This window comes from Mesorhizobium sp. 01N446 (genome assembly GCF_056399285.1).
Genome location: NZ_JBFTRA010000005.1, coordinates 212,259 through 232,931, shown reverse-complemented (window position 1 = coordinate 232,931; position 20,673 = coordinate 212,259). Strand labels below are relative to the sequence as shown.

Here is a 20,673-nt window from a genome sequence, read left to right as displayed (position 1 = left end):
GTGCTGGACTGAGCCTGTTCCGGGTGTCGCGGGGTGTCTTGATGACGATGTCCAAGCCGGTTTTCGACCGTTTGGGGTTTGGCCTGTGGATCGGGGCGTTCCTGATCGTTCTTGTCCTGGTCCTGTGGTCTCCCCACACGCGGACGGTCTGGCAAGCCTATATCGATGGCAGCGAGGCGCTACTGGCCCGCCAGCCGCTCTACAACACCCAGTCCGAGATGGGGTATCTCTACGCGCCGGCCTTTGCCGCGCTCTATGTTCCGATGGTGAAGCTCGGTCCGCATCTGGGCGGCTTGGTGTGGCATAGTATCGGCTTCGGGGTGCTGACCTTTGCCGCGATGCGGCAGGTGCGCAAGCTCGGCGGCGGTGAATTGCCTTGGCTGCTTTCCTTCGGGCTGTTCCTGGCCCTGCCGATGGCGCTGGGGGCGATCCGCAATGGCCAGGCGACGATCCTGTTGACCGGCGCCTGCTGGCTGCTCACCTTGTCGGCGCTCGAAGGGCGGCGTGCCGAAACCTTCTTCTGGGCCTCCGTCGCTATCATCGCCAAGCCGACCGCGATCATCATGCTTTTGCTGGTCGGCGCCCTGCGCCTGCGGCTGATACCGGTGCTGGTGCTGGCGGTGCTGTTCGTGCTCGCCTTGCCCTATGCGTTTGTTCCCGCAAGCTATCTCAACGAGCAATATCGTGTTTTTGGCGGGATGTTGACCTCGATGGCTGTCGACAACACCAGCCACTTTGTTCCCACCGACTTCACGGCGCCCTTCACCAGGATCGGACTGCCCATCCCGGAATTCGGCGCCACGATCATTCGCATCGTCATGGCCCTGTTCACGCTTTCATTCGTCATCTGGTTCGACCGCAGGCTCGAACGCGGAAGAGCTGATCTTGCCATCTTCCTGACGGCGACGTTCTACATGTGCGTCTTCAACCCGCGCGTCGAGCCCAACACCTATGCCATGATCGCCGTGCCTGCCGGTCTCGCTATCGCCTTGTTGTGGCGCGAGGAACGCGGCGGTGTCCTGGCTTCGGTGCTGTCGTTGGCGCTGTTCCTGACGGGGCTGACCGGGGTCGAGCGTCATATCCAGGAGTTCACGTACCCGTGGTTCCGGCCGATCGCGGTCACCCTCGTTGCCGGTTCCCTGATCTGGTGGTTCTGGGCCAAGGCGCAAGGCAAGGTGACGCGAGACAAGGTGATGAATGAAAGGCCTGTCGCACATGGCTGAGTCGCGGCCCGTCCTCGATATCGTCGCGCCGTTCTTGAACGAGGCGCAATCGGCATCGGCCTTTGCCGCATTGCTCGACAAGCTCGAAGTCGAGGTGTCGCAGCGCTTCGGCATGAAAGTCCACAAGATCCTGGTCGATGACGGCAGCAGCGACGATGGCGCCGAGCGGTTTTCGCGGGCACTGTCGGGTTCCTGGGAGATCGTGCGGCTCAGCCGCAATTTCGGCAAGGAGGTCGCGGTGCTCGCCGGCCTCGATCAGTCGCGCGGCGACATGGCGCTGGTCATGGACGCCGACCTCCAGCATTCCATGGACACCAGCCTGAGGATGATCGCCGAGTTGGTGGAAAATCCCGATATTGACGTCGTCTTCGCGCAGAACGACCGCCGCGAGGCCAGCTGGCGGCGCAGCCAGCTGGCGAAGCTGTTCTACAGCCTGATCAACAGCAGCCAGCGTTTCGACATTCCGGAGAATGCCGGTGACTTCCGCGTCATGCGTGGCGCGGTGGTGCGCGCGCTGACCAGCCTGCGCGACAAACGGCGCTTCAACAAGGGCCTGTTCGCCTGGGCCGGCTTCCGCCAGAAAGCCATGCCCTATTCGCCGGAGAACCGTGTCACCGGCACGTCGAAATGGAGCCGGCTCAACCTGATCGCCTTCTCGCTGGAGGGGTTTACGTCCTTTTCCGTCATCCCGCTGCGCATCATCAGCCTGAGCGGGATGCTGGCGGCGTTGGCGGGCATCGTCTATGGAGCCAAGGTGTTCTTCGAGGTGCTGTTCTACGGCATCGCCGTCCCCGGCTATCCCAGCCTCATGGTCGCCGTCGTCCTGCTCGGCGGCCTCAACCTCACCTTGCTCGGCCTGATCGGCGAATATGTCTGGGTCACGCTTTCGGAAAGCAAGGACCGGCCGGTGTATATCGTGCGCGATGTCGTGCGCGGCGGCGTTCCGGAAGGTCCGCCAGGCGCGTCCGGCGCATGACGCGGCGCATCCGCCTGATCGCCGACGACTACGGCCTGGCGCCCGGCGTCTCGGCCGGGATTCTCGACCTGCTCGATCGCGGCCGCCTGACCGGCACCAGCTGCATGACCGGCTTTCCGGAATGGCGTGATGCGGCAGCGGGGATCAAGCCGCTGTGCGGCCGCGCGGCGGTCGGATTGCACCTGACCCTGACGGACCAGCCAGCCATCACCGGCCGATCGAGCCTGGCGCCGGAAAGCCGGCTGCCGCCGCTGCGTTCGCTGGCATTGCCGATCCTGCGCGGCAAAATCGACGAGCGGGATGTCCATGCCGAGCTCGACGCGCAGTATAGCCGCTTCGTCGAGGCGCTTGGCCGCCGGCCTGACTTCATCGACGGGCACCAGCACGTGCATTTCCTGCCTGTCGTGCGCACATGGCTGCGGGCGCGTTTTGCCGAAGCGGGCGATAGGCCGGCGCTGCGCGGGGCGCCGGCGCTGGGCAATGCCGCCGTGGCGCCGAAAGTCGCGGCAATCGCTGCCGTGGCCGCCGGCTTCAACCGCTCCATGACGCGCGCCGGCTTCACCCTTTTCGAGCCGCTCGCCGGCATCTATGACTGGCGGCAGCCCGAGAGATTTGCTCCGGTTTTGCAGGCCGCAGTCGAGGCGTTGCCGGAGCGAGGCCTGTTCATGTGCCACCCCGGCCATGTCGACGAAACGCTGCGGGCGCGCGACCCGATGCAAGGCGTGCGCGAGGTGGAATTCGCGGTCCTGGCTTCGGACGATTTCGGCGCGAGCCTCGCCCGCGCCGGTGTCGAGATCATGGACGGTAAGGGATGAGCGGCGCCGACCAGCCCCGGCGTTCGACCGGCAGCAAGATCGTGCGCTTTGCCATTGTCGGGCTGGCGAACACGGCCATCGACCTTGCCGGCTTTTTCCTGCTGCTGAAGCTGCATGTCCCGCCGCTGCCGGCCAATGTCATCTCGTGGTCGATCGCCGTCGTCTTCTCTTTCGTGGCCAATGGCTTCTGGTCGTTCGAGCGCAACCAGGCCATCCGGCTGCATGACGCCTTCCTGCGTTTCGTCTCGCTTGGGGCGCTGATTTCGCTCGGCGTCTCCAGCCTGTCGATCGCGCTGTTCGCCGGCATCGCCGGTGTGTGGCCGGCGAAGATCGGCGGTGTCATCGTGGCGGCGGTGCTGAATTTCCTTGCCGCGCGCTGGTCGATCGAAGGCCGGCTGCTGAAATAGCGGCTACTGCGCCGGCTCCACACCGACATAGGCGGCTTCCTCGAGCTCGCGCTTCAGGCGTGTTTCCTCTTGGGTCTTCGGCGTGACGAAACGGCCAAGCAGGAGATAGGCGACCGGCGTCAGGAACAGCGTCGAGATAGTGGCCAGGCCTAGCCCGCCGACGATCACCCAGCCGAGCGCCACGCGGGCCTCGGCACCCGCGCCGGCGGCCAGCACCAGCGGCACACCGCCAAGTATGGTGCAGATCATCGTCATCATCACCGGCCGCAGGCGGATGATCGAGGCCTGCTCGATCGCCTCACGCACGCCCAGCCCGCGATCTCGCAGCTGGTTGGCGAATTCGACGATCAGGATGCCGTTCTTGGCCATGACACCGACCAGAAGCACCAGGCCGATCTGGCTGTAGGCGTTGAGGCTGGTGCCGGACAAGAGCAAGGCGAAGATGGCGCAGGCGAGCCCAAGCGGCACCGTGGCCATGATGATGACGGCGCTGACGAAGCTTTCGAACTGCGCGGCCAGCACCAGGAGGATGATGACCAGCGCGAAGCCGAAGATGGTGATCATGGCGCTGTTGGTTTCGCCCAGGGTCGCTGCTTCGGCCAGCGGCAGGATGCGGCTGCCCGGCGGCAGGAGGGGCGTCGCGATCTCCTCGGCGCGGCTCAGCGCGTCGCCAAGCGCGAAATTGCCCGAGAGGTTGGAAGTGATGGCCACCGATGGCTGCTGCTGTTCGCGCGACAGCGATGGCGGCACGGCGCGCTCGGTCAGCGTGGCGATGGTCGACATCGGCACGAAGCGGCCGTCTCCCGTCTTCAGGAAGACATTTTCCAGATCGGTCGGATCGTTGATCGGATTGGTGGTCGAGACCAGTTTCACGCCATAGCTGCGGTCGGCGATGTAGACGTCGACGACATCATTGCCGTCGAGCATGGCCTGCATGGTGTTGGCCAGGCCCGTGATGTCGACCCCGAGATCGGAGGCGCGCTCGCGGTCGATGGCGACGGCCAGCTGCGGCTGCGTCGGGTCGATCGACAGGCGCGGCGTCTGGAAGCGCTGGTCTTTCTGCATCTCGGCGATGATCTTCACCGCCGCGTCGCCGAGCGCCTTGCGGTTGTTGCCGACCAGCGCGAATTGCAGGCCGTTGCCGGCGCCGCGGATGCCGAGGCTGTTGGGCTGCACGGGGAAGATGCGCACGCTCGGCACCTGTTTGGTCAGCTGGCTGATCTCGGCCATGATCTCCTGCTGGCTGCGGCTGCGCTCGTTCCAGGGCGCCAGCGTCATCACCATGAAGCCGGAATTGTAGGAGCCGTTCTGGCCGGCATTCTCGAAGGTCGAGCGGATCTCGCCGGAATCGCGCATCGGCTGGATCAGCTTCTCGATCTTCTGCATCTGCTGCGTCGTGTAATCGAGGCTGACGCCTTGCCGGGCATTGATGCGCAACAGCACGGCCGCGCGGTCCTCGGTCGGCGTCAGTTCCTGGCGAATGGTGCCGAACAGGGCGAAGGCGGTGCCGGCAAACAGCACCGCGACAAGAACCACGATCCAGGGCGCATCGAGGCAAGCGTGCAGGGTCCGCTTGTAGGCGGTATTCAAGGCGCCGCCGATACGGGCGCCGATGCCGCGGCCGCTCTCGTGATGGAGCGAGGCCCCGGTCAGCATGCGCGAGGCGAGCATCGGGCAAAGCGTCAGCGCGACCACGCAGGACAGCAGCACCGACATGGCAAGCACGAAGCCGAATTCGCGAAACAGGCCGCCGGTCTGGCCGGGCAGGAAGGAGATCGGCACGAAGACGGCAACCAGCGTCAGCGTCGTGGCGACGACGGCGAAGAACACTTCCTGCGCGCCAAGCACGGCGGCGGCGCGGGGTCCCATGCCTTCGTTGCGCCGTCGCACGATGTTTTCAAGCACCACGATGGCGTCGTCGACGACAAGGCCCGTCGCGAGCACCATGGCGAGCAGCGTCAGGATGTTGACCGAGAAGCCGGCGAGATAGATGGCGGCGATGGTGCCGATCATGGCGACCGGCATCGACAGGCCCGGGATCAGCGTGGCGCGCCAGTCGAGCAGGAAGATGTAGATGACGATCAGCACCATGGTCACCGAAAGGCCGAGCGCGATCTCGACCTCGTGCACGGCGCCCTTGACGAAGACGGCGTCGTCGCTGGTGATCTTGATCGCCATGCCCTTGGGCAGGTTCTCCCGCAGCTTGGCGACGGCGGCCTGAACGCCGGTCGAAATGTCCAGTGTGTTGGATTCCGCCTGACGGATGATGCCGATGCCGATGCCGGTCTTGCCGTCCGAGCGCAGCGTGGTCTGGCCGACATCGGGGCCGAGCGTCACGGTTGCGACGTCGCGGATGCGCGTCGTGCCGCCGATGACGATGTTCTCGAATTCCCCGGGCGTGGTCACGTCGGCGGTCGTACGGACGATCAGGTCCTGGTTGGTCGTGGTGATCGACCCGGCAGGCGAATCGAAAGCGACGGATGCCAGGGCTTTCCTGAGGTCGGCCACCGTGAAGCCGAGGCTGGCGAGCTTGTTCTGGTCGACGTCGATGCGGAAGATCTTATCACGGTCGCCATAGACCTGGACGTCGGCAACGCCGGGCACGGCGGCCAGTTCGTCCTCGATCTGGTCCTGCACCACGACGGTCATGTCCTGGATCGACATGTTGTCCGAGGTCACCGCCAACCGCATCACCGCGTCGGAATTGGCATCGGCCTTGACGATGCGCGGCGGATCGGCGGTGTCCGGCATCTGGTTGGCGACGCGGCCGACGGCATCGCGCACGTCGGAGGCGGCGACATTGAGGTCGACGCCGTCGTTGAATTCGATGGTGACGCGACTCTGGCCGAAGGAGGAGGAAGACGAGATCGACTTGACGCCGGAGACACGGGCCACCGCGCCCTCGATCGTGTCGGTCAGTTCGCGGTCGACGGTCTCGGCGGCTGCCCCCGCGAAGGTGGTCGAGACCGTGACCACGGCGCGGTCGACGTCGGGCAGTTCGCGGATCTCGACGCCATAGAAGGCGGCAAGGCCGGCAACCGCGATGAGGACGTTGAGCACGAAGGCCATGACCGGCCTGCGGATGAAGAGCGCGGTGAAGCCGGTATCGCTGGCGGCGTTGACGGATCCGGTCATGAGCCTTCGGCGGCGTTGGCGGGGCGCGGTTCCTGGCCGGCGATGCGGACCTCGCCGCCCTCGCTTACGCTCTGCGTGCCTTCGGTTACCACCATGTCGCCGCTGTCGATCGCGGCGTCGATCAGCACGGTCTCGGTGTTGCGCTGGATGATGCGCACCGGCACGCGTTTGGCCTTGCCGTCCTCGATCTGCCAGACATAGGCTCCGTCCGAGCCCCACAGGATCGCCAGCGGGCTGACGGCCGGGTAGGTCTCACCGGGGAATTTCATGGTGATGGAGAAGGACATGCCGGCACGCAGCGAATCAGCGGGATTGGCGATCTTGGCCTTGACCAGCAGCGTGCGGCTCTTCTCGTCGATGTGGTTGTCGATGGCCGAGACCGTGCCGGTATAGGCGTTGCTCGGATTGGCAATCGGCGTCGCGGTCAGTTGCGCGCCGACCTTGACGGCAGCGGCGAAGCGTTCGGGCACCTGGAAGTCCACCAGGATCGAGGAGCGGTCATCGAGCGTGGCGATCGCCGACTGGTTTGTCACGTAGTTGCCGGCGGAGATCGGCAGGATGCCGACAGTGCCCGATATCGGCGCCAGGATAGACCGGCGCTGCAATGCAAGTTCCGCATCCTGAAGCGCCAGCTTGGCGCCTGCCAGAACCACCTCGGCGTCGGCAACGGCGACCGGCGTCGCCGCATTGGAAGCGCGCAGCGATTTGACACGATCAAGCTTGGATTGCGCATCCTGCAAAGCGAGCTTGGCGCGATCCTGCGAGATGATCTCGGTTTCGGAATCGAGCGTCGCGATAATCTGCCCCTTGTCGACATGGCTGCCGGATTCGACCAGCAATTCGGCAAGGCGGCCGGAACTGTAGGGATTGACGGTCACCGAAGCATTGGCGCGGCCGGTGCCGATCGCCTGCAGCCGGTCGTTGATGACAGCCGAAGCGGCCGGGGATGCAACGATGGTGGCAATCCGGGAGCCGTTGCGTTTTGCCTGCCCGGAACCGGCCGTGGCCGTGTCTTTCGCGGGAGGTGTTGCGCCATAGGCCCAGTCGATGCCCCAGCGCGCCAGCACTTGCGGAGCGCCGGGGTAGAAGCGCGCCCACGCGGCCCCGGCAGCGACCACGATCACAAACGCAAGGACAATCTGTTTCCAGTTCGGCATCGACACTCCAGCGGCAAGAATCGCCTGCCGGTTCCAGGTGGAAGCGGATGCAGCGACGATACGGGCTGGCGGCGAAAACCGGCCACGCCACATCCCGGTATCACCGGTTTATGGCAATTATCACGCAATCGTGCACATTAAATCTCGGTAACGTGAACTCCGCACGCTCGGTTTGGGCCGGATGCGATTGCTGGAGGGCTGCTTAACGCAGGCCTTCCATCTCGCGGATGCGCCGGGCGCCGTCGGCCTCGAGTTGTGTTGTGACGGCGCCGATCAGTGTTTCGGCGACGACGAAGAGCGCGGCCGAGGAATCCCACGCGGAAGGCACCGCGGTCCGTCCGGCAATGACGTGGCGAGCAAACCGGGCGATCGGCGACAGCCACTGGTCGGTGAACAGCACGATCTGGACGCCGCGCTGATGCGCCTTCTCGGCGAAGCGCACGAGACTGTCCTGGTAGCGCCTGATGTCGAAGATCACCAGCACGTCGCGCTTGCCCATGTCGATCAGCCGGTCGCGCCACATGCTCTCCTGGCCGGCGAGGTGAAAAACATCGGGCTGGATGACGGCGAGGTGGGCGGCCATGTAGCGCGCCAGCGGATCGGTGAAGCGGCCACCGATGAGGAATGTCTTGCCGCGCCGGTCGGCAAGTCGTGCCGCTATGTCGGCAAGCTGCTTGTCGGAGAGGTGGCGGAAGGTTTCGCGCATATTGTCGAGCGTCGCTTCCAGCATCGGCGAGACCGTGCCGCCGCCGGGCGAGGGCGGATTGAGCGTGCGGATCGCCGGCGACTGCAGCTGCGCGGCCAATTCGTCCTGCAGGCTCGACTGGAACTCCGGATAGTTCTGGAAGCCGAGCCGGGCCACGAAACGCAGGATCGTCGGCGAGGAGACGCCGGCGGCGGTCGAGAATTCGGCGACCGTCTTCAGGCCGATCATAGGATAGCTGGCGATCAGCGTCTGGGCCGCGCGCCGTTCGCCGGCCGGCATCGTGCCGATGCGGTCGGCGATCAGTTCGGCAATGCTGGAAATCATCTTTTCCCCACCCCTTGGCCTGGCCCATGAGATCGCATTTGACAAAGCCGGGTAAACTGTATGAAATCATCCATAGGGACGCAATGAGGTAAAATACGTAACATACGATACAGCGCTCCCCGGGGACCGCAGACTATGGAGAAAGCACGGCCCGCCAGCCTTGCATCGTCCGATACCGTAGGGGTGATCAACCCGGGCGGATCGAGCCCTTTCGTGCTGACCTGCGACCACGCCTCCAATTTCCTGCCCGCCGAATTCGGCACGCTCGGTCTTGCCGCTGAAGACCTGTCCCGGCACATCGCCTGGGATCCCGGCGCTCTGCCGGTGGCAACGCGCATAGCGCAAGCACTTGATGCGACGCTGATCGAAACCCGCATTTCGCGTCTGGTCATCGATTGCAACCGGCCGCTCGACGCGCCGGACCTCGTGCCGCCGGTCAGCGAGACGACAGCCATACCGGGCAATACCGGCCTGTCGGAAAAACAGCGCGCGGCGCGGGTCGCCCTGTCATGGCAGCCGTTCCACAACACCATCGAACGCATCGTCGAGGAGCGGCTGGCGCGCGGCCAGGAGACCCGGCTGGTTTCGGTGCATTCCTTCACGCCGGTCTACAAGGGCCACGACCGGTCCTGGCATATCGGCATCATCCATGACGACGATCGCCGGCTGGCGTCGCCGCTGATATCGGCGCTCAAGCGGCTCGCCGGCATCACCGTCGGCGTCAACGAACCCTATTCGCCTGCCGATCGCGTCTATTTCACGCTGGAACGGCATGCGCGCTCGCGCGGGCTGCCCTGCGCGATGATCGAAATCCGCAACGATGAAATCTCCGGTGACACCGGGCAGCGGAAATGGGCGGATCTGCTCACAGGCATTTTTTCGGATCTGGAACCAGAGGAGGCCACGCGGCCCAGATCGCATTCAGTCAGAAAGTCAGTCCAATCGGCCAGCTGAGAAACAAACAGGGGACTTCCAATGGCAGCACCGGGTTATACAGACGTTGACAAGGCGGAGGACGTAAAGCACCTCCACAGCATGGGCTACGCCCAGGAACTGGAGCGGCGTCTCAGCCGCTTTTCGAATTTCGCGGTTTCCTTCTCCATCATCTGCATCCTGTCGGGCGGCATCAATTCGCTGGCGCAAGGCACATCCGGAGCCGGTGGCATCGGCATCGGCGTCGGCTGGCTGGTCGGCTGCTTCGTCTCGCTGACCTTCGCGGTCGCCATGTCGCAGATCAGCTCGGCCTATCCGACGGCCGGCGGCCTCTATCACTGGGGGTCGATCCTCGGCAATCGCGGCACCGGCTGGGTCACGGCCTGGCTCAACCTGCTCGGCCTGATCACCGTTCTCGGCGCCATCAATGTCGGCACCTGGACGTTCTTCATCGGCGCGTTCGGGCCGGCGCTCGGCATCGAGGGCACGCTGACCAACCAGATGATCTTCCTGGTCGTCATCACCGGTCTTCAGGCGCTGATCAACCATCTCGGCATCAAGCTGACTGCGAAGCTGACCGATTTCTCGGGTTATCTGATCTTCTTCGGGGCTATCCTCATCGCGGTGGTCTGCCTGATTTTCGCCGAGCATTGGGACGTCAGCCGTCTCTTCACCTTCCACAATTATTCCGGTGACGCCGGCGGCGGTGTCTGGCCGTCGGTTTCGAATGCCTGGGTGTTCGCGCTCGGCCTGTTGCTGCCGATCTATACGATCACCGGCTACGACGCTTCCGCGCACACCTCGGAAGAAACCATCAAGGCGGCCTCTTCCGTGCCGCGCGCCATGGTGATGTCGGTCGTCTGGTCGGCTCTCTTCGGCTATCTGTTCCTCGCGGCTTTCGTGCTGATGATCCCGAACATGGACGACGCCGCCAAGCAGGGCTGGAACGTGTTCTTCTGGGCCTTCGACCAGCGCGTTCCCTCCGGCCTCAAGGAGTTCGTCTATCTCGTCGTGTTCGTCTCGCAGTTGCTGTGCGGCCTGGCCACGGTGACCTCGGCCTCGCGCATGATCTTTGCCTTCTCGCGTGATGGCGGCCTGCCCGGCTCGGCGGCACTCGCCAAGGTCAGCCCGACCTACCGCACGCCGGTGGCGGCGATCTGGACGGCATCGATCCTGTCGGTGCTGTTCGTCTGGGGTTCGACGCTGGTTTCGGTCGCCGGTACTTCGGCCTACACCATCGTGGTGTCCTGCACCGTCATCTTCCTGTTCCTGTCCTTCACCGTGCCGATCGTGCTCGGCATGCTGGCCTGGGGCACGCCGAAGTGGGACAAGATGGGTCCGTGGAACATGGGGCGCGGCGTGTTCATGCTGTTTGCCTTCCTGTCGATCGTGTCGATGATCCTGATCTTCATCATCGGCATCCAGCCGCCGAACGACTGGGCGCTCTACATCACCGTCGGCTTCTTCATCCTGACGGCGATCGTGTGGTTCGCCTTCGAGCGCAACCGCTTCCAGGGCCCGCCGCTCGGCGACATCATCGCGGCGCGTCAGGCCGCGATCAAGGCAGCGGAACAGGCGGTCGGCGAAACCGGCCACTGACATCTCCCCTCAAGGCCATGGCCGGCATCGCGCCGGCCATGGTTTCGTCTATCCCTTTCAAACGCCAAGCGCTGGAGTGCCACAGGAATGGCCGGAAATTTCTCGTTCGATCAGTTGAAGAAAGCGGTCTCCAGCGGTGAGATCGACACGGTGCTGGCCTGCATCGTCGACATGCAGGGGCGGCTGGCGGGAAAGCGTTTCCTGGCACAGTACTTCGTCGATTCCGCGCATGACGAAACGCATGGCTGCAACTATCTGCTGGCCGCCGATATCGATATGGAGCCGGTGCCCGGCTACAAGGCGGCAAGCTGGTCGAAGGGCTATGGCGATTTCGTCATGAAGCCGGATCTGGCCACGCTGCGGCGCATTCCGTGGCTGGAAAAGACAGCGCTCGTGATCTGCGACGTGCTCGACCACCACACCCATGACGACCTGCCGCATTCGCCGCGCGCCATCCTGAAGAAACAGGTCAAGCGGCTCACTGAGCGCGGCTATATCGGCTATTTCGCTTCCGAGCTCGAATTCTATCTGTTCAACGAGACCTATGATTCCGCCCGCAAGAAGCACTGGCAAGGCCTCGACACCGCCTCGCCCTATATCGGCGACTACCAGATCGGCATCACCACCAAGGAAGAAGGTGTCATGCGCCGGCTTCGCAACGAGATGGAAGCGGCCGGCATCCCGATCGAGAATTCCAAGGGTGAGTGGGGTCCGGGCCAGGAAGAGATCAATGTGCGCTACGCCGAAGCGCTCGACATGGCCGACCGCCACGTCATCCTGAAGAACGGCGCCAAGGAAATCGCCGAGTCCGAGGGCAAGGCAATCTCCTTCATGTCAAAATACAATTACGGCCTCGCCGGCAATTCCAGCCACATCCACAATTCGCTGTGGAGCGCCGACGGCAAGACCCCCTTGTTCTTCGACAAGAAGGCGGACTGGACGCTGTCGACGCTCGGCCAGCAATGGGCGGCGGGGCAGTTGAAATACGCCAAGGAGTTCACCTGGTTCCTGGCGCCGTATATCAACTCCTACAAGCGCTTCCAGGCCGGCACTTTCGCGCCGACCAAGATCATGTGGAGCGAGGACAACCGCACAGCCGGCTTCCGCCTGTGCGGCGAGGGCACCAAGGGCATCCGCATGGAATGCCGCATCGGCGGCGCCGACCTCAACCCCTATCTCGCCTTCGCGGCGCTGATCGCCGCCGGCCTTGCCGGCATCGACGAGAAGCTTGAATTGCAAAAGCCTTTCGTCGGCGACGCCTACCAGGCTTCGCGCCTGCCGGAAATCCCGAAGACGCTGCGCGATGCCACCGAGACGCTGGCCAAGTCGAAGATGCTGAAGCAGGCGCTCGGCGAGGACGTGCTCGAACATTATGTCCACACCGCCAAGTGGGAGCAGTTCGAATACGACCGCCGCATTACGGATTGGGAACTGCACAGGGGGTTCGAGCGGTATTGAATATGGACTGGAACAAGCGCCATCGCGGCTACGACATGTCGGCGGCGGAATGGGTTGCGCGTGTTCCAAACGAACTGGATGTCGATGCGGTCGGTCTGTGGCAGATTATTCCTGTCGGGCGGCATGAATTCGGTCTCGACGGCCAGGACTTGGAAACGTTCACCAGGGCGGTTCTGAAGGGCCTCCTGGCAAAGGGAGCGATCCCGATTACCGGTCGGGGCGAGACCTGGGTCGCGGAACACAAGTATGGGTCAGGACCGGAAGAGATAATCGAGACTGTCGTGAAAGTTTGGCTGTCGAAAAATATGCGCGAACCAGACGTTGAAGACGTCTGGTTCGGCACGTCAACCGTGTTGGAAGAATGAAGTTCAGGAGCGTTTAATTGGAAACCGTAAAACTCAAATCCCCCATCGATGGCTCGATCTATGCCGAGCGGCCGGTGGCAACGGACCAGGCGATCAACGCCGCTGTCGAGCGCGCCAAGGCGGCGCAGGAAAAGTGGGCTGAGACGCCGATCGTCGAGCGCGGCAAGTACATGCTGGCGATGCTCGAAGCGCTGGTGGCGATGACCGACGAGATCGTGCCCGAGATCGCCTGGCAAATGGGGCGTCCGGTGCGTTATGGCGGCGAGTTCGGCGGCGTCAAGGAACGCACCAATTACATGGTCGAGATCGCTGAAGCTGCGCTCAGATCCGTACCCGCCTCCAATCCCAAGGACGGCTTCCGCCGTTACGTGAAAAAAGATCCGCTGGGCGTGGTCATGGTGATCGCGCCGTGGAACTATCCGTATCTGACCGCCGTCAACACGATCGTGCCGGCGCTGATGGCCGGCAACGCCGTCATCCTCAAGCACGCGGCACAGACGCTGCTGGTCGGCGAGCGGTTTCAACAGGCTTTCGACAAGGCCGGCCTGCCCAAGGGCGTGTTCCAGAATATCGTGCTCAACCATGCGCAGACCGAGAAGCTGCTCGGCTCGGGCAAGATCGACCATGTCAATTTCACCGGTTCGGTCGGTGGCGGCCGTGCCATCGAAAAGGCGGCGGCCGGCACCTTCATGACACTTGGCCTGGAGCTTGGCGGCAAGGATCCGGCCTATGTGCTGCCCGACGCCAAGATGGACCATGCGGTCGCCAATCTGGTCGACGGCGCCTTCTACAATTCCGGCCAGTGCTGCTGCGGCATCGAGCGCGTCTATGTGCATGAGAAGGTCTATGACGAATTCGTCGAGGGCTTCATCGCCGAGACGAAAAACTATGTCGTCGGCAATCCGCTGGAACAGGCGACGACGATGGGGCCGATGGCGCAGGCGCGTTTCGCCGACCTGATCCGCGAGCAGAAAGCCGAAGCGCTGCGCAAGGGCGCCAAGGCGCACATCAACATGAAGGTGGCTGACGACAAGGCCGGCTCGCCCTATCTGGCGCCGGAAGTGCTGACCGAGGTCGACCATCAGATGAGCGTCATGCGCGAGGAAAGCTTTGGCCCGATCGTCGGCATCATGAAGGTGCGCAACGACGAAGAGGCGATCGCGCTGATGAACGACAGCGCCTACGGGCTGACGGCCTCGATCTGGACCCGCGACACCGAGCATGCGGTGGCGATCGGCAATCGCATCGAAACCGGCACGGTGTTCATGAACCGCTGCGACTATCTCGATCCGGCGCTGGTCTGGACCGGCGTCAAGGACACCGGCAAGGGCGCGGGACTGTCGGCCATCGGCTACGACAATCTGACCCGCCCGAAATCCTTCCACCTGCGCGAAGCCATCTGATTTTTCGAAAGACAAAAAATGTCCAAGCTGATCTCCAAATGGAACTACCCCACCACCGTCCGCTTCGGCGCCGGGCGCATCAAGGAACTGCCTGAGGTGCTTGAAGCCACCGGCATCAAGCGGCCGCTCTTCGTCACCGATCCGGGCCTGGCCAAACTGCCGGTCGTCGCTTCGACGCTGAAGATCCTCGACGATGCCAAGGTGCCTTACGGCGTGTTTTCCGAGGTGAAGCCCAACCCGGTCGATTCCAACCTCACCGCCGGCATTGCCGTGTTCAAGAAGGGCAAGCATGACGGCGTCATCGCCTTCGGCGGCGGTTCGGCGCTCGATCTCGGCAAACTAATCGCCTTCCAGGCCGGGCAGACGCGGCCGGTGTGGGATTTCGAGGATGTCGGCGACTGGTGGACGCGCGCCAATTCGGACGCGATCGCCCCGATCATCGCCGTGCCGACCACGGCCGGCACCGGCTCGGAAGTCGGCCGCGCCGGCGTCATCACCAATGAAGAAACGCACACCAAGAAGGTCATCTTCCATCCGAAGCTTTTGCCGGCAATCGTCATTGCCGATCCGGAGCTTTCGGTCGGCATGCCGGCTTTCATCACCGCCGGCACCGGCATGGATGCGCTCGCCCACTGCCTCGAAGCCTATTGCGCACCGGGCTATCACCCGATGGCCGACGGTATTGCGGTGGAAGGTATCCGGCTGGTGTTCGAGAACCTGCCGAAGGCCTATGCCAACGGCAAGGACCTCGTGGCGCGCGCCCATATGATGAGTGCGGCGGCCATGGGCGCTGCCGCCTTCCAGAAGGGACTGGGCGCCATCCATTCGCTGTCGCACCCGATCGGCGCGCTCTACGACACCCATCACGGCATGACCAACGCGGTGTTCATGCCCTATGTGCTCGCCTTCAACCGTGACTCCATCGAGGAGCGTATCGCCCGGCTTGGGGCCTATTGCGGCATCAAGGGCGGCTTCGAGGGCTTCGCCAAGGCGATCATCAAGCTGCGCAAGGAGCTGAAGGTGCCGCACGCGCTGCCTGGCCTGATCAAGGGGCTCGATATGGACAAGAAGCGCAAGGCGCTGATCGCCGACATGGCGGTGGTCGATCCTACCGCCGGCGGCAACCCGGTCAAGCTAACCAAGAAGGCGGCGCTGACGCTGCTGGAAAACGCCATTGCCGGTACGATCTGAGACGTTTTCGGCATAGGAAATTGATCTGAAAAAGGGGTACAAAAACAAGGGGAGGGGATGAAGGGCAAGGCACAAACTAATTAGCCGGAAAAAGAATTGCGAGGCGATTGCTACAACCGGTTAAAAAGAGTTTACTTTTTCGCACTGCGAGCAGCCGGTTTCATAAAGCTTTCATCTGGCTGTCACATGAAAACGATACCGCATCGCAGGCGTCCAACGGCGTCAGTTCAACGGAGAGAACACATGTTCAAATTCACGGGGAAGGTGCTTTCCCTTTCGGCCGCGACCCTTATGGTGTCGTCGGTGATTTCGTCCGCGGCTTCGCTGGACGATCTCGTCAAGGCCGCGAAGGCCGAGGGCCAGCTCACCACCATCGCCCTGCCGCACGACTGGTGCGGTTACGGCGACGTCATCGCCGGCTTCAAGGCGAAGTATCCCGAAATCACCATCAACGAACTCAACCCCGATGCCGGTTCCGGCGACGAGGTCGAGGCGATCAAGGCCAACAAGGACAACAAGGGCCCGCAGGCGCCCGACGTTATCGACGTCGGCCTGTCCTTCGGTCCGTCCGCCAAGAAGGACGGTCTGATCCAGGCCTACAAGGTATCGACCTGGGACTCGATCCCCGACAGCGCCAAGGATGCAGACGGCTTCTGGACGGGCGACTACTACGGCGTGCTTTCCTTCCAGGTGAACAAGGACCTGGTGAAGACGTCGCCGACGGACTGGGCAGATCTCCTGAAGCCGGAATTCGCCAACTCGGTTGCTCTTGCCGGTGATCCGCGCGCCTCGAACCAGGCCATCCAGGCGGTGTATGCCGCTGGCTTGTCGACGGGTGCGGCTGCTGGTGAAGCCGCCGGCACCGCTGGCCTCGACTTCTTCAAGAAGCTCAACGCCGCCGGCAATTTCGTGCCGGTCATCGGTAAGGCCGCGACGCTGGCCCAGGGCCAGACCCCGATCCTGGTCACCTGGGACTACAACGCGCTCGCCGGCCGCGACACGCTGAAGGGCAACCCGCCCGTCGACGTCGTCGTGCCGAAGACCGGTGTCGTCGCCGGTGTCTACGTGCAGGCGATCAGTGCCTACGCACCGCATCCCAATGCGGCCAAGCTCTGGCTGGAATACCTTTATTCCGACGAAGGCCAGATCGCCTGGCTGAAGGGCTATTGCCACCCGATCCGTTTCAACGATCTCGCCAAGAACGGCAAGATCCCTGCGGACGTGCTGGCCAAGCTGCCGCCGGCTGAGTCCTATGCGGCCGCGGTGTTCCCGACGCTTGACGAGCAGGGCAAGGCCAAGGAAGCCATCACCAAGAACTGGGACGCCGTTGTCGGCGCCAACGTCAAGTAACAGTTGAGATCCACCGGGCGGCTTCACGGCCGCCCGGTTCTTTCTCTCGAAGACGGTAGCCGGCGCATGACCGATATCTCAATGTCCGACCACGCTGTTTCCGGGAAGACCGCGCCTCCCGCCGAGGCGCGCAGCATGAGGCTGCCGACCCAGTGGCTCGGTGTCGCGCCCTTCTTCATCTTCGCCATAATGTTCCTGATCCTGCCCACGCTCTATCTGATGCTGGGCGCATTCCAGAACGATGCTGGTGAATTCACACTCGAAAACATAGTTGCATTGGCGCAGCCGTCGATCGTTGCCGCCTACTTGATTTCGATCAAGGTCAGCCTTGCTTCATCGCTGATTGGCGCCTTTGCGGGTCTGGCGATTGCCATTGCCATCGTGCGTGGCGGCCTGCCAGACTGGATACGCTCGGCGACCCTGACGTTTTCCGGCGTCGCCTCGAATTTTGCCGGCGTGCCGCTGGCCTTCGCCTTCCTTGCCACACTCGGCCGGCTCGGCCTTGCGACAGTGATTCTGAACACGCTGTTCGGTCTCAACATCTACGCGCATGGCTTCAACATCCTGTCGTTCTGGGGACTGACGCTGACCTATGTCTACTTCCAGATTCCGCTGATGGTGGTCATCATCGTGCCGGCCATCGACGGGCTGAAGAAGGAGTGGGGCGAGGCCGCCGCAACGCTGGGTGCGACCATGTCCCAGTATTGGCGCATGGTGGTCATCCCGGTGATTTGGCCGAGCTTCCTCGGCACCGTGATCCTGTTGTTCGCCAATGCCTTCGGCGCCATCGCCACCGCCTATGCGCTGACCGGCTCGTCGCTCAACATCGTGCCGATCCTGCTCTATGCCCAGATCCGTGGCGACGTGCTGCACAATGCCCATCTCGGCTATGCCATAGCCTTCGGCATGATCGTCATCACCGGTCTTGCCAATGTCTTCTACATCTGGTTCCGCACCCGTTCTGAGAGGTGGCTCAAATGAAGGCTGGCAGGTTCTGGGCCTGGGTCGTCTTCGCGCTGGGCGCGGCCTATTTCTTCATTCCGCTGATCGCGACGGTGGAGTTCTCCATGCGCATGCGGCGCGGTGTCTACTCCTTTGACGCCTATAAGGTCGTGCTGGGCGACGCACGCTTCCAGGCGACCTTCGGCTATTCGGTGCTTGCCGCCGTTTTCACCATCATTCTCGGCGTGCTGATCGTGGTGCCCGCAGCCTACTGGATCCGGCTGCGGCTGCCGCAGCTGCGCCCCATCGTCGAGTTCATCACCTTGCTGCCGCTGGTCATCCCGGCCATCGTCATCGTCTTCGGATACATCAGAATGTATGGCTCGAATTCGCCGTTGCCGTTCCTGGCGACCGACACGGGCACCAATGCCTTGTTGGTTATCGGCTATGCCACACTGTCGTTGCCCTATATGTACCGCGCGGTGGATACAGGACTTCGCACCATCGACGTGCGCACGCTGACGGAAGCGGCGCAGATTCTCGGCGCCGGCTGGGGGACGATCGTCACCCGTGTTATCCTGCCCAACGTGTTGATCGCGGTGTTGTCGGGTGCGTTCCTGACCTTCGCGATTGTCATCGGTGAATTCACTATGGCAAGCCTGCTCAACCGGCCGGCCTTCGGCCCGTATCTGCAGAACATCGGCGCCAACCGCGCCTATGAACCGGCAGCGCTTGCAATCATTGCCTTCGCCATAACCTGGGGTTGCATGTCGCTGATCCAGATCCTGTCTCGCTTCGCGCCGAAATCGGCGAACCGCCCGAACTGATCGAAAGAACAACACCATGGCCGACCCGTTCCTCTCCATCCAGCACGTTCGAAAATCCTTCGGCGCCACCACGGTGGTGGAGGATTTCAACCTCGACGTTGAACGTGGTGAATTCGTCTCTTTCCTCGGACCGTCCGGCTGCGGCAAGACAACGGTGCTGCGCATGGTCGCGGGCTTCGAGGAGCCGAGCGCCGGCAAGATCGTCGTTGGCGGCAAGGACATTACGAGGCTGAAGCCCAATCAGCGCAATGTCGGGATGGTGTTCCAGGCGTATGCGCTGTTTCCGAACCTGACCGTGGCGCAGAACATCGGTTTCGGCCTGAAGGTCGCCGGCATGCCCCGGGCGGATATCGATGCCCGTGTCGCCGAGATGCTGGGCATCATCAAGCTGCCGCAGATGGCGGATCGCTATCCCTACCAGCTTTCCGGCGGCCAGCAGCAGCGTATCGCGCTGGCGCGCGCCATCGCGCCGAAGCCGAAGCTGCTTCTGCTCGACGAGCCGCTCTCGGCGCTGGATGCCAAGGTGCGTGTCTCGCTGCGTGAAGAAATCCGGTCCATTCAGAAGAAGCTCGGCATCACCACCATCTTCGTCACCCACGACCAGGAAGAGGCGCTGTCGATCTCCGACCGTATCGCCGTCATGTATGGCGGCAAGGCCGAGCAGGTCGGCACGCCGTTCGAGATCTACAACCGGCCGGCGACCAAATTCGTCGCCAACTTCGTCGGCACATTGAATGTGCTGGAAGGCACCGTCACCGACGCGGCGGCTGGCACGGTGCGGGTCAATTCCGAACAGGTCTCGCTGAAGGGCAAGCTCAACGGATCCAAGTCCGGCGACACGCTGTCGCTGGCGCTGCGGCCGGAAGCCATTTCGCTCGGCCGTCAGCCCGGTCGCGATTCCAGCCTGTCCGGGGAGATCTCCGAAGTGCATTTCCTCGGCTCGGTGATCCGCGTTCGCGTCGGCATCGGCGGCAACACGGTGTCGCTCGACACGTTCAACAGCCCGGCCACGCCGCCGCCCGCCGTCGGCGAGAAGGCCGAGATTTCGTTCTCATCGGACGATATGCTGGTCCTGCACTAGGCTGTGCCGATATCCAGGTGATACCGGCCTGCGGCCCGACCTGAATCTCAGCACACCCCGGAGCTTGTCCCAAAAAAGTGGGTACCTCAAGCCGGTGCGATGAACGGCTGTGAAACCTCCTGGAAGACCGCCAGGGCCTCCATTCGCTCGGCGTGCGAGCCGAGCGCCGGGAAGTCAGCCAGCGAAACGAGGCCAGGATGCGCCTCGCCAATGAAACGCAGCACGGCGGCAACCGCGATGTCGGCATGACCGATGCGCTCGCCGAACCAGTAAGGTGTCGACCGGCCGGCCCGTTCGGTTTCCAGCACGGCGAGCACGGTCTCGATCTGCGTGCGGCAGCGGCTGGCCCAAGCATCGGAGACCTTCTCATGTAGCCGTTTCTCGTAAAACAGGCTGACCGCCTTGTCGCCGAGCCCGGTGGCCAAGGCCGACACTTTCAGCGCCTGATGGCGGGCCGGTTCGCTCACCGGGAACATCCTGTGATCAGCCGGAACAAGACCGTCCAGATAATCGAGCATCAAATGGCTTTCGATAAGCACCTCGCCGTTGTCCAGCACCAATGTCGGCACCCGCGTCAGCGGATTGTAGGGCCGAATCTCATCGGCATCGCCGAAGGCGGACCACGGACGGTGCTCGAAGGATATGCCATACAAGGTCAGTGCGATGCCGACGCGGCGCACGAAAGGCGAGTCGTATTGGCCAATGAGGATCATGCCGGTCTTGTACGGCAAGAGACTGTTGGTCGCCTACGGCCAGAGGGCTTGAGTTTGATGGCCAATCC

At 63.3% G+C, this 20,673-nt stretch carries 18 protein-coding genes; 14 read left to right on the top strand and 4 right to left on the bottom strand.

Annotation, left to right across the window (positions count from 1 at the left end; all coding sequences use genetic code 11):
* Positions 1-41 precede the first annotated feature (41 nt).
* From AC1DPX_RS20430 to AC1DPX_RS20415, 4 genes are read left to right on the top strand one after another with little or no spacing between them, the layout of a single operon-like run.
* The gene (locus tag AC1DPX_RS20430) at positions 42-1,223 is read left to right on the top strand and encodes a glycosyltransferase family 87 protein (RefSeq protein WP_202357957.1); all 1,182 of its coding nucleotides are present in this window, start codon (positions 42-44) and stop codon (positions 1,221-1,223) included.
* Complete coding sequence (locus AC1DPX_RS20425; RefSeq protein WP_202357958.1) at positions 1,216-2,199, top strand: glycosyltransferase family 2 protein; 984 nt, start codon at positions 1,216-1,218, stop codon at positions 2,197-2,199. The genes AC1DPX_RS20430 and AC1DPX_RS20425 overlap by 8 nt, the downstream gene beginning before the upstream one ends.
* Complete coding sequence (locus tag AC1DPX_RS20420) at positions 2,196-3,014, top strand: ChbG/HpnK family deacetylase (protein ID WP_477239160.1); 819 nt, start codon at positions 2,196-2,198, stop codon at positions 3,012-3,014. The genes AC1DPX_RS20425 and AC1DPX_RS20420 overlap by 4 nt, the downstream gene beginning before the upstream one ends.
* Positions 3,011-3,421 (top strand): GtrA family protein, encoded by a 411-nt coding sequence (locus AC1DPX_RS20415; protein WP_202357960.1) that lies wholly within the window; start codon positions 3,011-3,013, stop codon positions 3,419-3,421. Before AC1DPX_RS20420 ends, AC1DPX_RS20415 begins: the two co-directional genes overlap by 4 nt.
* Before the next feature lie 3 nt (positions 3,422-3,424).
* On the opposite strand, the gene AC1DPX_RS20410 is transcribed toward AC1DPX_RS20415, so the two are convergent.
* The 3 genes from AC1DPX_RS20410 to AC1DPX_RS20400 form a co-directional block, all read right to left on the bottom strand.
* Positions 3,425-6,556: an efflux RND transporter permease subunit gene (locus AC1DPX_RS20410; RefSeq protein WP_477239158.1), complete on the bottom strand. Its 3,132-nt coding sequence runs from the start codon at positions 6,554-6,556 to the stop codon at positions 3,425-3,427.
* Positions 6,553-7,713 (bottom strand): efflux RND transporter periplasmic adaptor subunit, encoded by a 1,161-nt coding sequence (locus AC1DPX_RS20405; RefSeq protein ID WP_477239156.1) that lies wholly within the window; start codon positions 7,711-7,713, stop codon positions 6,553-6,555. Before AC1DPX_RS20405 ends, AC1DPX_RS20410 begins: the two co-directional genes overlap by 4 nt.
* 202 nt (positions 7,714-7,915) lie before the next feature.
* A complete protein-coding gene (locus AC1DPX_RS20400; protein ID WP_477239154.1) occupies positions 7,916-8,743 on the bottom strand; it encodes a MurR/RpiR family transcriptional regulator in 828 nt (275 codons plus the stop codon).
* A 135-nt stretch (positions 8,744-8,878) separates the two neighbouring features.
* Here AC1DPX_RS20400 and AC1DPX_RS20395 point away from each other — a divergent pair, with 135 nt between their 5' ends.
* The 10 genes from AC1DPX_RS20395 to AC1DPX_RS20350 all read left to right on the top strand — a co-directional run bounded on the left by AC1DPX_RS20395 (position 8,879) and on the right by AC1DPX_RS20350 (position 19,892).
* Complete coding sequence (locus tag AC1DPX_RS20395; RefSeq protein ID WP_477239152.1) at positions 8,879-9,697, top strand: N-formylglutamate amidohydrolase; 819 nt, start codon at positions 8,879-8,881, stop codon at positions 9,695-9,697.
* Between the two features lie 21 nt (positions 9,698-9,718).
* Entirely contained in the window at positions 9,719-11,275 is a 1,557-nt protein-coding gene (locus AC1DPX_RS20390) for an amino acid permease (protein WP_202357965.1), read from the top strand.
* Positions 11,276-11,362: 87 nt separating this feature from the next.
* On the top strand, positions 11,363-12,733 hold the full coding sequence (locus AC1DPX_RS20385) for a glutamine synthetase family protein (protein ID WP_128303146.1): 1,371 nt from the start codon (positions 11,363-11,365) through the stop codon (positions 12,731-12,733).
* A gap of 2 nt (positions 12,734-12,735) precedes the next feature.
* Positions 12,736-13,098: a hypothetical protein gene (locus tag AC1DPX_RS20380; RefSeq protein ID WP_202357967.1), complete on the top strand. Its 363-nt coding sequence runs from the start codon at positions 12,736-12,738 to the stop codon at positions 13,096-13,098.
* A 17-nt stretch (positions 13,099-13,115) separates the two neighbouring features.
* On the top strand, positions 13,116-14,501 hold the full coding sequence (locus tag AC1DPX_RS20375; protein ID WP_477239150.1) for an aldehyde dehydrogenase family protein: 1,386 nt from the start codon (positions 13,116-13,118) through the stop codon (positions 14,499-14,501).
* 18 nt (positions 14,502-14,519) lie between these two features.
* The gene (locus AC1DPX_RS20370) at positions 14,520-15,692 is read left to right on the top strand and encodes an iron-containing alcohol dehydrogenase (RefSeq protein WP_477239148.1); all 1,173 of its coding nucleotides are present in this window, start codon (positions 14,520-14,522) and stop codon (positions 15,690-15,692) included.
* Between the two features lie 243 nt (positions 15,693-15,935).
* On the top strand, positions 15,936-17,042 hold the full coding sequence (locus AC1DPX_RS20365) for an ABC transporter substrate-binding protein (RefSeq protein WP_096450001.1): 1,107 nt from the start codon (positions 15,936-15,938) through the stop codon (positions 17,040-17,042).
* A 66-nt stretch (positions 17,043-17,108) separates the two neighbouring features.
* Positions 17,109-18,023, top strand: a complete 915-nt coding sequence (locus tag AC1DPX_RS20360) for an ABC transporter permease (RefSeq protein WP_096449999.1) — start codon at positions 17,109-17,111, stop codon at positions 18,021-18,023.
* Positions 18,020-18,811: an ABC transporter permease gene (locus AC1DPX_RS20355; protein WP_202352760.1), complete on the top strand. Its 792-nt coding sequence runs from the start codon at positions 18,020-18,022 to the stop codon at positions 18,809-18,811. The genes AC1DPX_RS20360 and AC1DPX_RS20355 overlap by 4 nt, the downstream gene beginning before the upstream one ends.
* 16 nt (positions 18,812-18,827) lie before the next feature.
* Positions 18,828-19,892, top strand: coding sequence for an ABC transporter ATP-binding protein (locus tag AC1DPX_RS20350; protein WP_027056719.1), 1,065 nt, complete (start codon positions 18,828-18,830; stop codon positions 19,890-19,892).
* Positions 19,893-19,978: 86 nt separating this feature from the next.
* On the opposite strand, the gene AC1DPX_RS20345 is transcribed toward AC1DPX_RS20350, so the two are convergent.
* On the bottom strand, positions 19,979-20,605 hold the full coding sequence (locus AC1DPX_RS20345; RefSeq protein ID WP_477239146.1) for a glutathione S-transferase family protein: 627 nt from the start codon (positions 20,603-20,605) through the stop codon (positions 19,979-19,981).
* Positions 20,606-20,673: the final 68 nt, after the last annotated feature.